This window comes from Frankia casuarinae, assembly GCF_000013345.1.
Classification (GTDB): Bacteria; Actinomycetota; Actinomycetes; order Frankiales; family Frankiaceae; genus Frankia; species Frankia casuarinae.
This window is the reverse complement of the sequence record NC_007777.1, coordinates 303,250-315,559: the sequence shown is the minus strand read 5'-3', so window position 1 is coordinate 315,559 and position 12,310 is coordinate 303,250. Positions and strand designations below refer to the sequence as shown.

Sequence of the window (12,310 nt, the reverse complement as noted above, 5' to 3'; positions counted from 1 at the left end):
CCGCGTCAGTGTCGGCCAGAGGCCATCCGGGATCCGGACCAGATTGGTGAAGATCTCCACCGTCATGCCGGTGTCGAGCGCCCGGCCGACAAACTCGGGCAGCGCCGGGTGCAACGTCGGCTCACCGCCGATCATCGACACCAGGCGGACCCCGAGCTCGGCGGCAGCGTCGATGACCTCCGCCCAGTCGGCCGCGGTCATCGGCCCGTGCCCGCCGGCCGGGCCCGAGTCGGCGTAGCAGTGGGAACAGGAAAGCTGGCAGCGGCCGGTGAGCTCCAGCGACAGCCGGTCGATCGGCGGTGGGGCAAGGGTGGTGGTCACTTGTTCTCCTTGCGGGTGGATGCGGTGGGGATCAGTGGGCGGTGAGGGCTCGCGGGGGATGGAGCTCGCCGCCCTGGTGGAGGGCGGCGCGCTGCGTGAGCTGGTCGGGGGTGAGGGCCTTCATCCCGTGGTAGGTGCCGGCGACCTGGGCGCGGGCGAGTTCGAGCGCGAGCGCCGCCCACTGGACGAGCTGGCGGTCGATCTCCTCCATCTGCTCGGTCGCGGGCAGCGTGCCGCCGTACAGGAGGTGGTGGACGAGCGCGACGGTCCGCGCCATCTGGCGGACGTTGGTGTCGGCGGTGCCCTGGTAGCGGGTGCACTCCTCGGTGAGGATCTTCACCTGCTCGTCGCTGAGGTTCAGGGCCTCGCGGTGCTCGACGTCCTGGCCGAACAGTCGGCCTGCTCGGAGCCGCTGCCGTTGCCGCCCAGATCTCCGGACGGATCGCGGCCGCCGCCGCCATCGCCCCCCGACGCTGCGGGAGATCGAGGCGAACATCAACCGCATCGCCCGCGCCTACATCGTCACCCCGCCGGCCGAGCTCGCCGCCGAAGCCGAACGGGAGTGGATGGCCGTCGAGCAGATGCTCGATCGCCGGGTGCGAGGGAAGACCCGGACCACGTTGGACCTCCGCGCCGGCCAGTACGCGATCTATCTCGCGTTGACCGCCAACGACCTCGGCGCGCAGGAGGATTCCGACACCTATCTCGATCTTGCCGGTCAGCACGCCCAGGAAGCCGGCGACCGGCTCCTGTCCGACTGCGTCGCCGCGGTCGGACAGCTCGTTCGCCTACTTCCGGAATGATCCGCATCGCGCGCGGAGCGTGGCCGCGGAGCGGCGCCGTGACGCGCACCCCTACGCGCGGCCCATGCTGGCCGCCTGCGAATCGCGGTCCGCCGCCCGCGGGGGCGACGAGTCGACCGCGCGAGCCGCGCTAGACGACATGTGGGACCACCTGTGGAACGGACCCGTCATGCCCGGTGAGGTCCGCATCGATGAAGGCCAGGCCGTGGCTCAGACAGCGGCGATCCTCGCCACCCTGCGGGACCCGGCCTCCGAGAAGTTCGCGCAGCGCGCCGTCGACGCCTACCTCGGAAGCGGCCGGTCGGCGAACCTCGGCGGCTCCTACAACGCCCTCGCCCGCAGCTACCTGCACCGGGCCGAACCGGACCCGGAACGGGCCACCGCTGCGACGCGCAGTGCGTTGGAGGCGGTCGGAGACCAGCGGACTTCGTGGGTCGTCGGACCAGCCGCGAAGACCTGGCGCACCCTGGATGCCCGCTGGGGAACGATGCCGGCGGTCCGGGAACTCGGCGAACCGGTCGCGGCAGCGCAACGCCCGGCACTGACGTCCGGAACGAACGTCTGAGCCGCGCCTTTCTGCATGCCTACCGCGTGCTCCGCGGCCATAGGGACCGCGGCGGCGCCCGTTCTGCCCATAGCGGGCGGGCAGCGTCACGGCGTCGGTGTGCGACGCGCAGATGCAGTAACGGATCCCGAGGCCGCAGATCTGGCCGCGAGGGTCGTCGGTGGCCAGATGTCCGCAAATGCCGCCGCGCGGGAAATGGGCTGGCGGCACCCGCGGATCGTCGTCTCCTCGCCTACCGCGGTCGCTGCCGCTCTCCGTAAGCACATGTCCCGCGATGACCTAGCGCGCCTGATCGCGATCCTCCAGGAAGGCAACAGCCATGGATGACCTGTACGCCCGCGCCGGGCTGATCCGTCACAAGGTCAACGTGTTCGCTGCGATGGACACGGACGGGAAGGCGTATTCGCCGCTCCGTCCCGAACCGGAATCCGGCCCGGAACCCGCAGCCCCGGCCCCCAATCGCGTGATCTCAGTCACATAGCGGGTCAATCAATAGAAGATCATAGATCTTGATGTTTCAAGATCAATAATTTGCCGTAGCCGGATGATCGTCGATATGAACGGATGTGGGTCGCCCTCGGTCGGTCCGCTCCACAAGGGAGTGGTCTGGCTAAAGGGAGGAACCCCGTGTTTCTGATCGTTCTGATGACCGCGGTACCCGAGGCGCTGTACCGCGGTGTCTGGCTGCTGGGGCTGATCGTGGTGCTTCGCGGCGCGACTCCGGCGGAGCGGGAAGCCCTCCTCAGAGCCTACGGACGGGCATATCCAGCACCGCGAGCTCAGAGAGTGTCACGGCAGCGGTGACCGTCAGCCGGCGCGGTGTCCAGCGAGGGCGTAGGCGGGGTGCCGGGCGCGGTTGTACCGCTGAGTGGTGCGCGGGTCGGCGTGGCCGGCGGCGTCCTGGACGTCGTGCAGGGGCAGGTCGGATCGCCACGTTGCGGAGCGGGTGGTTCCTGCGGAGGTCGGTCTGCCGGGTGTACCGGTCGAGCGCGGTCGACGTTGGAGACCACCGGCCTCCCTCCGCGATCGCCGCGCGGGGCGCGCCTGCGGACGCTGTCCGAGCGCACGTTCACCTGCCAGTCCTGCGGACTGGTACTCGACCGCGACCACAACGCCGCAATCAACCTGCACAACCTCGTCGCCGCCAGTGCGTCGGAGACGGTAAACGCCCGTGGAGACGACCGTAAGACCCGCGCAAGCGGGCAGGTGGCTAAGAAGCGGGAACCGAGCGCGGCTTCGGCCGATCAGACTCGGGGCGCCTCGCCGAGAGGCAAGGCGGCATGAGAGCACCATTGGACGCTCACATGCAACGGTGTCGACATCACGCTGGTGTCCAAGCGGCACGGGCACAGCTCCACCGCGATCACCGGCAACCTCTACGTCCACCTGATGCGGTCGTCCGGCCAGCGGGCCGCCGAGGCGGTGGCTACCGCGGTGCCCCGCACACGCCGGACTCTCACGGGACTCTCACAACGATCATCGGAGGATGGTGACCCTGTGTCCGACCCGGAATCCGCCCAGGTCAGGAGCCTTGATCATAATTGCCGGAATACAGCGAAACGGCGGAGGATGCGAGATTCGAACTCGCGAGGGGTTGCCCCCAACACGCTTTCCAAGCGTGCGCCCTAGGCCACTAGGCGAATCCTCCGTGGATGAGACTATCTGATCGTTGCGGGGCCGGGCGCCGGGCCTGCCGCCGTGCCGCCCGGCAGACCTCGGAATTCATGATCGTCCATCACGGGCTAGACTGCACAGCAGACCCCTCGTGCGGCGTTACCCTCGTGAACCCCCCCAGGGCCGGAAGGCAGCAAGGGTAAGCGGGCTCTGGCGGGTGTGCGGGGGGTCCTCTCGTTTCGCCGATCGTCTCGTCGAGCACGCGGAGCAGGTCAGTGAGCACAGCGTTGTACAACCGCTACCGTCCCGCGACGTTCGCTCAGGTCGTCGGCCAGGAGCACGTGACCGACGCGCTGCGCAAGGCCCTGCGCACCGGTCGGCTGCACCACGCCTATCTCTTCAGCGGCCCCCGGGGCTGCGGCAAGACCTCCTCCGCCCGGATCCTCGCCGCCTCGCTGAACTGCGTCCAGGGCCCGACCCCTGAACCCTGCGGGGTGTGCGACGAGTGCGTGGGCATCCGGACGGGCGCCTCGATGGACGTCACGGAGATCGACGCCGCGTCGCACGGTCTCGTTGACGACGCCCGTGACCTGCGCGAGCGGGCGTTCTTCGCCCCTGCGTCGGCCCGGTTCAAGGTCTTCGTGGTGGACGAGGCGCACATGGTGACCGCGGCGGCGTTCAACGCGCTGCTGAAGGTCGTCGAGGAGCCCCCGCCGTACCTCAAGTTCGTCTTCGCCACCACCGAACCGGACAAGGTCATCCCGACCATCCGGTCCCGGACGCACCACTATGCCTTCCGGCTGGTTCCGCCGGGCGTGCTGCGCGAACATCTGGCGTCGGTCTGCGCCCGGGAGGGGGTCGTCGTCGATCCAGCCGTGTTGCCGCTGATCGTGCGGGCGGGCGCCGGATCGGTTCGCGACTCGCTGTCCGTTCTCGACCAGCTGCTGGCCGGCGCGGACGACGACGGCCTGCGCTACGACCGGGCGGTGGCGCTGCTCGGCATGACCGACGGCGTCTTGCTGGACGAGACCGTCGACGCGCTGGCCGACCGCGACGGCGCGGCCCTGTTCACCGTGGTCGACAAGGTCGTCTCCGCCGGTCACGACCCGCGCCGGTTCGCGACCGATCTCCTCGACCGGTTCCGCGACCTGATCGTGATGGCGGCCGTTCCGGACGCGGACGCCCGCGGCCTGCTGGAATCCTTCTCCCCCGACCAGATCGACCGGATGCGGGCGCAGACCACCCGGATGGGCCCCGCCGAGCTGTCCCGGACGGCGGACGTCCTGCACAACGGCCTGGTCGAGATGCGGGGGACGGCGAGCCCACGGCTGATACTGGAACTGATCATGGCCCGTGCGTTGCTGCCCACGGCGTCGACCGACCCGGCCGCGCTGCTCACCCGGTTGGAGCGGCTGGAACGGCGGGCCGTGCTCGGCGGGGAAGAACCGGAGCCGGGCCCCCCGGCCCCGCTGCCGGTCGGCCGGGCTCCCGCGCCGGTCCACCCGCCCGCCGCGGACCCGGAGCCCATGCCGCTGGCAGTCCGGGCATCCGCTCGGACCGGACCGGTGTCTCGACCGGCGGCGGGCCCCCAGCCTGGTTCGCCGGGTCCCGCGTTCACGTCGGGTGATCGCCCCTCGGGCCCGGCAGGTGTTCCGGGCACGGCCGGCACGCCCGGGACCGGGCGGATCGACGCCGCCGGCCTGCGGATGCTGTGGGACGAGCTTCTCGCGCTCGCCGGCCGCCACAGCCGGAAGACGCATGCGATCCTGAAGGATCACGCGACCGTTGCCGACGTTCGGGGCGACGAGGTCGTGCTGGCCTTCGCCACCCCGACGATGGGCCGGATGTTCGGGCAGGGGAACAACGCCGAGCTGTTCTGTACGGTACTGGCGGAGAGACTCGGCGGGACCTGGCGGGTCACCGTCGCTCCCGCGGGCGGATCTGGTCGCGGCAGCGGGCGGCCCGCAGCGGGTCCCGGTCCGGGCGGCGGTGGCTACTCCGGCCCGCCCGGTCCCTCCAAGGCCTCGGGGTTCGCCGGCTCGGGCGGAGCCCCCGGGCCCACCGGCCAGGCGGGAGCATCCCGCTCACCGGCACCAGCACCGGCGCCGGCACGGGCCGCCGGCCCGGCAGGACAATCCTCCGGCCCCTCCTGGGGCCCGCGGCTGGATCCGCCCGTCGGCGCCGAGAACCGCGCCGTCTCGCCGGGATCCCCCCGAGCCATGCCCGGCCAGATGCGCGGACCGGCGGGGTTGTCCCCCGACACCGGGAACGGCTACGGCGGCTCCACCGACGGAACCGAAGGCGGCACGACAGACCCCGGCCGCGGCCCGGACGGCTACGGCGACCCCCGCGAACACGGCGACCCCCGCGAACACGGCGACCCCCGCGAACACGGCGACTCCCACGGCGCCGGGCACGGTTCCACCGGCCCGGGCCCCGGCCCCGAGGGCGGCCCCGGCCCCGAGGGCGACAGGCCCTGGTCCGCCACGGGCCGGGACGGCTCGTCGCCCGGACCGGCGAACGGGGTCGCCGCCGCTGCCAGCGCACCTCCCGCCGGGGACGAGCCGGGTCCGCGGCGCGAGGACGAGCCGTCCCTCGACGACGAGGCCGTCCCGTCCGGTCCCGGCGGGGCCCGCGGGGGCGAGGAGGCCGCCGTGTCCCTGCTACGGAGCGGACTGGGTGCCACGATCATCGAACAGATCTCGTCCGGCTGATCTCGTCCGGCTGAAGGAACAGATCTCGTCCGGTTGAAGGAGACGTAGGCTCATCGACATGTCTAACCCACAGAACCGCGCCGGGAGTGGGGCCTCCGCCGGGGGCGGGGCGCTGGGGCAGCTCTTCGAACAGGCGCAGAAGATGCAGGCCGCGATCCTCGCCACCCAGGAGGACCTCGCCACCGCCCGGGTGGACGGGACGGCCGGCGGCGGCCTGGTCCGCGCCACCGTCAACGGCGGCGGGGAACTGGTCGATCTGACGATCAGCCCCGAGGCGGTCGACCCCGAGGACACTGAGACGCTCGCGGATCTGATCCTCGCGGCGGTCCGTGACGCGACCACGAATGCCCACAAGCTCGCCGCCGACCGGATGGACGCGATCACCGGTGGCCTCGGCGCGGGCGGCCCGGCAGGTCCGGGTGGCGCCGACGGACTCGGTGGACTCGGTGGACTCGGTGGACTCGGTGGCCTGCTGTCCGGTGGCGGCCTCGGAGGCCCCCCTCCGGGTGGCCCGGGCCTTCCCGGGCTCGGCTGACAACCGGCGGCACCGGTGTACGAGGGCATCGTCCAGGATCTGATCGACGAGCTCGGGCGGCTGCCCGGCATCGGTCCCAAAAGTGCCCAGCGGATCGCGTTTCATCTGCTGGCCGCCGACCCCGTGGACGTCCGCAGGCTGGCCACCGCCCTGACCGAGGTCAAGGAGAAGGTCCAGTTCTGTCGGAGTTGCTTCAACGTGGCGCAGTCGGAACTGTGTCGGATCTGCTCCGATCCCCGCCGCGATCCGAGCTCGATCTGTGTGGTCGAGGAACCCAAGGACGTCGTGGCGATCGAACGCACCCGCGAGTTCCGGGGGCGGTACCACGTGCTCGGGGGCGCGATCAATCCCATCGGCGGTGTCGGTCCCGACGACCTGCACATCCGGGAACTCGTCGCCCGCCTGGCGGACGGCACGGTGACCGAACTGATCCTCGCCACCGATCCGAATACCGAGGGTGAGGTCACCGCATCCTACCTGGCCCGGCAGATCGCTCCGATGGGCCTGAAGGTCACCCGCCTCGCCAGCGGCCTGCCCATGGGCGGTGACCTCGAATGGGCGGACGAAGTGACCCTGGGACGCGCCTTCGAGGGACGCCGCGTCGTCAGCGCCTGACACCCCGGCCTGCTGTCACCCGGTCCCACCCCGAAGCCACCCGGCTCCACCGGTCCGCCACCGGGTCCGCCGGTCCGCCACCGGGTCCGCCGGGGCCGCTGCAGCCGCTAGAACCCCAGGATGGGGGCATAAGCCGAGCTGGGAATCGAGGCCAGGGCCAGCAGGACCACGCTGACGTCAAGGTGGTCGGCCTCGGCACTGAACACGGCGTGTAATCCTCTGGTGCGGTAGATCCGTACCTCGGGATCCCGGACGACCTGTACTCCGAAGACGTTCGTCGCCCGTAGCCACCAGACCCGCCCGGCCGCCCGGACCCTGACCTGACGGGCGTCCCGGCGCAGCCCGGTCGTGAGCCGGGCGAGTCGGGTGGCCGGCAGGCAGGGCTGATCCAGATAGCCGATGATGTCCCGGTCGGAGCCGTGCACCACCAGCCGGACCGGCCGGGCCGCCGAACCCGGCTCGACGAGGTCGGCCTCCGCCGCGATCTCCCGGTCCCGCGGATACATCTCGGCCGCCCAGATCCCCTCACCGTGCAGGACCCGTTTACCCTGCGGGCCAGCCCCCGGATGGCCGCGGGGCACCATGCCGCCGATGATCCGCCCGGCCCCTTCCAGCCGCCACGCGACGGAGACGACCACCCCCGACGGCACCGGCGTGGCCAGGTCGCAGACGGCTGGTAGGTGGCACATGCGTAGATCACGGACGCGCCTATCCATCCACACCGCTCAGGTCTCCAGCGCCGCGGTGCCCCGGACCCACGCCGCCGCGGTGCCCCGGACCGCCCGGCGAACCGCCATCCTCACCGGAGGACATCCCGGTAGCTTCCCGCACCAACGCCACCCAAACCTCAAAATTGATCACTCTGAGTTATCTCCTTCACGCTACAGCAGCCCTTCATCCATGGATTGCCGCCGAGTCGCTCCGCTACGCGCCCAGATGCTACGAGGCGCGCCGATCTACCCATGATGCGCATTCGCCCGAGCATCTGCGCGGGCATTCGACGAATTCGTCGGCTCGCGCGTCGGCGTGGGAATCGGCCGGAGCATCGACGAACGCATCGAGACGGGCGGCAGCAAGAGCATCCAGAGAAAGGTGGGACGGCGTCCGCGCGCACCTTCGCGCGAGCATCGGACACCCGGATCCGATCCCGGGAGCGGTGGTACCCGCGCCCCCAAACACGGAGACCACCGGGCGACCACTGATGGTGACCACCGAAAGGCCCCACCATCACCCCGCGGTACGCATCCTCCAATCGGGACGTCAGGGTAGGGGGTACCCGGCGAACGCTCTGCCGTCCGTCTGCCACCAGGAGGTCCTGAAGCATGATCATCAGTTCACATGTCGGGGCGGGCGCTTTCGTGGGCATGGCGATCCGGCACCCGGTGTCCGCCCTCGCCGCCGGCTTCGTCTCACACCTGGTCATGGACGCGTTGCCCCACTGGGGAACGGGTCCGAACACCGAGCCGGAATGGTTGCCGATCGCACGCAAGGACGGCGTGGCGGGACTCGCGGCCATGGCCTTGTTGACGGCGTCCGCCCCCGCCGGGCGCCGACTCGCCGTCCTCGCCGGCATGACCGGTGCCTGCCTACCGGACACCGACAAGGTGGGCCGGTACTTCGTCGGGGTGAGTCCCTGGCCGAGCCGGTTCGACCGTTTCCACGAAGCGATCCAGAACGAGGCCCGACACCGCCTGCCGCGCGAGATTGCGACGGCCGCCGTACTGACCACCGCGGGCACCCTGCTCCTGCGCCGACTCGCGACCCGCGGCGACTGAACGCGGAAGCTCAGCGCGCATCCCCCGGCAAGGTCGCCAAACCTCCGGGCCCTTCCGGATCCCGGGCCCTTCCGGATCTACGAACCAGATCCGGAAGGGCCGGCATCGGCAGGAAGGCCCGGCACCGACAGGACAGGCAAAACGGTCAGGGCAGCAGCACGGCCGCGCCGGTGACCCGGTCGGCGGCGAGGTCGGCGAGGGCCCGGTCGGCCGCGGACAGCGGGTAGGGCGACACGGTCACCGCGAGCCGGTGCTCGGCGGCGATCGCCAGGAACTCCTCACCGTCGGCGCGAGTGTTGGCGGTCGTGCTGCGTACGGACCGTTCCTGGAACAGATGGTCGGAGTAAACGAGCGGCGGGATGTCGCTGAGGTGGATGCCCGCGATGGACAGCGTGCCGCCACGGTCGAGCGCGGCGAGCGCCACCGGCACCAGGTCACCCACCGGGGCGAAGAGCACGGCCGCGTCCAGCGGCTCGGGCGGTGCGGCATACGCCTCGCCCGCCGAGGCGGCGCCGAGTTCCAGAGCAAGCTCGCGGGCCCGCGCCGAGCGCGTCATCACGTGGACGGTGGCGCCCTGTGCGATCGCCACCTGGGCGGCGAGATGGGCGGACGCGCCGAACCCGTAGATGCCGAGCCTCCCGCCGGGCGGCAGCTCCGCCCGGCGCAGCGCCCGGTAGCCGACGATGCCGGCGCACAGCAGCGGGGCAAGCTCCGCATCGCTGTAGCCGTCGGGCAGCCGGTAGGCATAGTCGGCGCGCACGCAGGCGTACTCGGCGTATCCGCCGTCGACATCCCATCCGGTGTAGGTCGAGGCCGGGCAGAGGTTCTCCGCTCCGCGCCGACAGTACCCGCAGGTCCCGTCGGTCGAGGCCAGCCAGGCGATGCCCAGCCGGTCCCCGGTGCGCACGCCGCTCACCCCCTCGCCAACCGCGTCGACCCGTCCGACGACCTCATGTCCGGGCACGGTGCGCGGTCGGTGCGGCGGGAGATCACCCTCGGCGAGGTGCAGATCGGTACGGCAGACTCCGCAGGCGTCGACGTGGACCCGAACCTGGCCCGGCCCTGGCCGGGGCACGGGCAGCTCGGCCGGGCGCAGCGGGCGGGTGCTCATCGGCCCGGGAGCGACTACTTGCCAGGCACGCATCCGCTCGGGTAGCTCAGATGTTGACGCCATGATCACGAGCCAGACCACCAAGGTCATTGTGGCCCTGGCCGACGGCGCGGAACTTCCAGTCGGCGCCGTTGCGGTAGACCTCACCGAAGATGACGACGGTTTCGGTGGAGTAGTCCTCGGACAAATCGTAGCGGACCAGCTCGTTTCCGCCCTGGTCGACCACGCGGATGTAGGCGTTGCGCACCTGGCCGAAGTTCTGGTTCCGGTTCACCGCGTCGTAGATGGAAACCGGAACGATAATCCGGTCAATGTCGACTGGAACCAGTGCAAGGTTGATGATAACGGACTCGTCGTCCCCCTCTCCCTGTCCGGTCAGGTTGTCACCGGTGAGCGTGATCGCCCCCTCGGGGGACGCGAGGTTGTTGAAGAAGACGAAGTAGCCGTCGTTGAGGACCTTGCCGTCCGCCCGGACGCCGATGGCAGAGGCGTCCAGGTCGAAATCGGTCCCGGTGGTCGTGCGGGCGTCCCATCCGAGCCCGACGTTCAACGCGGTGAGCTGGGGGGTGCCGGCCTCGGCGGCCTGCTTCGTGAGGCTGACGTTGCCGCCCTTGGCAAGGCTGACTGCCATTGAGGATCGTCCTTCCTGAGCTGGTCCTCGGCGTCGGGGACCATCGCGTGGACCGCGTGCGTCGCAGTCGGTCATACGGGTGAGCCGGTCGTACGGGTGAGTCGGTCATACGGGTGAGCCGGTCGTGCGGATGTCATCACCCTGGCACACCGGAAGGAATACGCCCAGCACCCCGTCGCCGGGGCGACATCGTCCCGGCGGCGGAAAAGGGACACCGGACCAGATCCGGGCAAGGCCGCCGAGCAAGGGCGACGGGCGGCCGCGCTCGGTCAGCGGCCGCGCTCGGTAACCTGGCTGCCATGGCGCTCTTGGTCGCGAAGTTCGGTGGGTCCTCCGTTGCCGACGCGGACCGCATCAAACGAGTCGCTGAGCGAATCGTGGAGAACCGGCGGGCCGGCAACGACGTCGTCGTGGTGGTCAGCGCGATGGGTGACACCACCGACGAACTTCTCGATCTGGCCGAACAGGTCTCGCCGCTTCCGCCCGCCCGGGAGCTCGACATGCTGCTCACCGCCGGTGAGCGAATCTCGATGGCGCTGCTGGCCATGGCGATCACCACCCTCGGCGCCGAAGCCCGCTCGTTCACCGGCTCCCAGGCCGGAGTCATCACCGACTCGGTGCACGGCAAGGCGCGCATCATCGACGTTACCCCCGGGCGGATCCGCGCCGCCCTGGACTCCGGCGCCATCGCGATCGTCGCGGGCTTCCAGGGTGTGAGCCAGGACACGAAGGACATCACCACGCTCGGTCGAGGCGGCTCGGACACGACCGCGGTGGCGCTCGCTGCCGCGCTGGGAGCGGACGCCTGCGAGATCTACACCGATGTAGACGGCGTGTTCACCGCCGACCCGCGCATCGTCCCCGACGCCCGCCGCATCGACACGATCTCTTATGAGGAGATGCTGGAGATGGCGGCGTGCGGCGCGAAGGTCCTCATGCTGAGGTGCGTCGAGTACGCCCGCCGTTACAGCGTCCCCGTGCATGTCCGATCGTCCTTCTCTGCGAAGCCGGGCACGTGGGTCACCGAGATTCCGGAGGAACAGCTCGTGGAACAGGCCATCATCCGTGGGGTCGCGCACGACCTCAGCGAGGCGAAGGTGACGGTCGTCGGATGCCCGGACAAGCCCGGGGTGGCGGCGGCGGTGTTCCGGGCCGTGGCGGACACCGACGTCAACCTGGACATGATCGTTCAGGTCGGCTCGGTCGCCGGGTCGGGGCGGACGGATATCTCGTTCACCCTGCCCAAGGCGGATGGACGTACCGCGCTCACCGCGCTCACGAAGGTCCAAAGCGAGATCGGCTTCGAGCGCACCCTCTACGACGACCACATCGGCAAGCTGTCGCTGATCGGCGCGGGGATGAAGTCGCACCCGGGGGTGTCCGCCCGGTTCTTCGGCTCCCTCGCCGACGCGGGGGTCAACGTCGAGATCATCTCCACCTCTGAGATTCGCATCTCAGTAGTGGTGCGCGACACCGACCTCCCGCTCGCCGTGCGGGCCGTGCACGGCGCCTTCGACCTGGGTGACCCGAACGGCGGGGCGATCGTGTACGCGGGAACCGGACGATGACGTTGGCGACGTCGTGGGTCCTCGAGACGGCGGCACACCGCGGCAGCTGGACACGCCG

The 12,310-nt window shown here is 70.6% G+C and carries 11 protein-coding genes, 1 tRNA gene, 1 other RNA gene and 2 pseudogenes; 9 read left to right on the top strand and 6 right to left on the bottom strand.

Features of this window, described 5'->3' with window-relative positions; all coding sequences use genetic code 11:
* Positions 1–87: 87 nt before the first annotated feature.
* Together FRANCCI3_RS27675 and FRANCCI3_RS01365 are read right to left on the bottom strand one after the other, a co-directional pair.
* Positions 88–321 (bottom strand): annotated as a pseudogene (locus FRANCCI3_RS27675) (radical SAM protein); the annotation flags it as partial.
* Positions 322–352: 31 nt separating this feature from the next.
* A complete protein-coding gene (locus FRANCCI3_RS01365) occupies positions 353–826 on the bottom strand; it encodes a hypothetical protein (RefSeq protein WP_011434739.1) in 474 nt (157 codons plus the stop codon).
* Between the two features lie 61 nt (positions 827–887).
* Here FRANCCI3_RS01365 and FRANCCI3_RS27235 point away from each other — a divergent pair, with 61 nt between their 5' ends.
* From FRANCCI3_RS27235 to FRANCCI3_RS25490, 3 genes and pseudogenes are all read left to right on the top strand, one after another.
* On the top strand, positions 888–1,124 hold the full coding sequence (locus FRANCCI3_RS27235; protein ID WP_023840118.1) for a hypothetical protein: 237 nt from the start codon (positions 888–890) through the stop codon (positions 1,122–1,124).
* Between the two features lie 19 nt (positions 1,125–1,143).
* A complete protein-coding gene (locus FRANCCI3_RS27230; protein ID WP_023840119.1) occupies positions 1,144–1,689 on the top strand; it encodes a hypothetical protein in 546 nt (181 codons plus the stop codon).
* A 1,050-nt stretch (positions 1,690–2,739) separates the two neighbouring features.
* A pseudogene (locus FRANCCI3_RS25490) lies at positions 2,740–2,973 on the top strand (zinc ribbon domain-containing protein); the annotation flags it as partial.
* Positions 2,974–3,252: 279 nt separating this feature from the next.
* Here FRANCCI3_RS25490 and FRANCCI3_RS01350 read toward each other — a convergent pair.
* A tRNA-Ser gene (locus FRANCCI3_RS01350) sits at positions 3,253–3,337 on the bottom strand.
* Positions 3,338–3,443: 106 nt separating this feature from the next.
* Here FRANCCI3_RS01350 and ffs point away from each other — a divergent pair.
* From ffs to recR, 4 genes are all read left to right on the top strand, one after another.
* Positions 3,444–3,540: signal recognition particle sRNA small type (gene ffs / locus FRANCCI3_RS23750), an RNA gene on the top strand.
* Between the two features lie 38 nt (positions 3,541–3,578).
* Positions 3,579–6,017, top strand: a complete 2,439-nt coding sequence (locus tag FRANCCI3_RS01345) for a DNA polymerase III subunit gamma and tau (protein WP_011434737.1) — start codon at positions 3,579–3,581, stop codon at positions 6,015–6,017.
* Positions 6,018–6,075: 58 nt separating this feature from the next.
* On the top strand, positions 6,076–6,552 hold the full coding sequence (locus FRANCCI3_RS01340; RefSeq protein ID WP_011434736.1) for a YbaB/EbfC family nucleoid-associated protein: 477 nt from the start codon (positions 6,076–6,078) through the stop codon (positions 6,550–6,552).
* A 15-nt stretch (positions 6,553–6,567) separates the two neighbouring features.
* The gene (gene recR, locus FRANCCI3_RS01335) at positions 6,568–7,167 is read left to right on the top strand and encodes a recombination mediator RecR (RefSeq protein WP_011434735.1); all 600 of its coding nucleotides are present in this window, start codon (positions 6,568–6,570) and stop codon (positions 7,165–7,167) included.
* Positions 7,168–7,274: 107 nt separating this feature from the next.
* On the opposite strand, the gene FRANCCI3_RS01330 is transcribed toward recR, so the two are convergent.
* On the bottom strand, positions 7,275–7,883 hold the full coding sequence (locus FRANCCI3_RS01330; RefSeq protein WP_023840124.1) for a hypothetical protein: 609 nt from the start codon (positions 7,881–7,883) through the stop codon (positions 7,275–7,277).
* Between the two features lie 606 nt (positions 7,884–8,489).
* On the opposite strand from FRANCCI3_RS01330, the gene FRANCCI3_RS01325 reads away from it, so the two are divergent.
* Positions 8,490–8,942: a hypothetical protein gene (locus FRANCCI3_RS01325; protein ID WP_011434732.1), complete on the top strand. Its 453-nt coding sequence runs from the start codon at positions 8,490–8,492 to the stop codon at positions 8,940–8,942.
* A gap of 145 nt (positions 8,943–9,087) precedes the next feature.
* Here FRANCCI3_RS01325 and FRANCCI3_RS01320 read toward each other — a convergent pair whose 3' ends face one another.
* Positions 9,088–10,086 carry a zinc-dependent alcohol dehydrogenase family protein gene (locus FRANCCI3_RS01320; RefSeq protein WP_011434731.1) on the bottom strand — a complete coding sequence of 333 codons (999 nt, stop codon included), beginning with the start codon at positions 10,084–10,086 and terminating at the stop codon, positions 9,088–9,090.
* A gap of 13 nt (positions 10,087–10,099) precedes the next feature.
* Entirely contained in the window at positions 10,100–10,684 is a 585-nt protein-coding gene (locus FRANCCI3_RS01315) for a TerD family protein (RefSeq protein ID WP_011434730.1), read from the bottom strand.
* Between the two features lie 299 nt (positions 10,685–10,983).
* Here FRANCCI3_RS01315 and FRANCCI3_RS01310 point away from each other — a divergent pair, with 299 nt between their 5' ends.
* Entirely contained in the window at positions 10,984–12,252 is a 1,269-nt protein-coding gene (locus tag FRANCCI3_RS01310) for an aspartate kinase (RefSeq protein ID WP_011434729.1), read from the top strand.
* Positions 12,253–12,310: the final 58 nt, after the last annotated feature.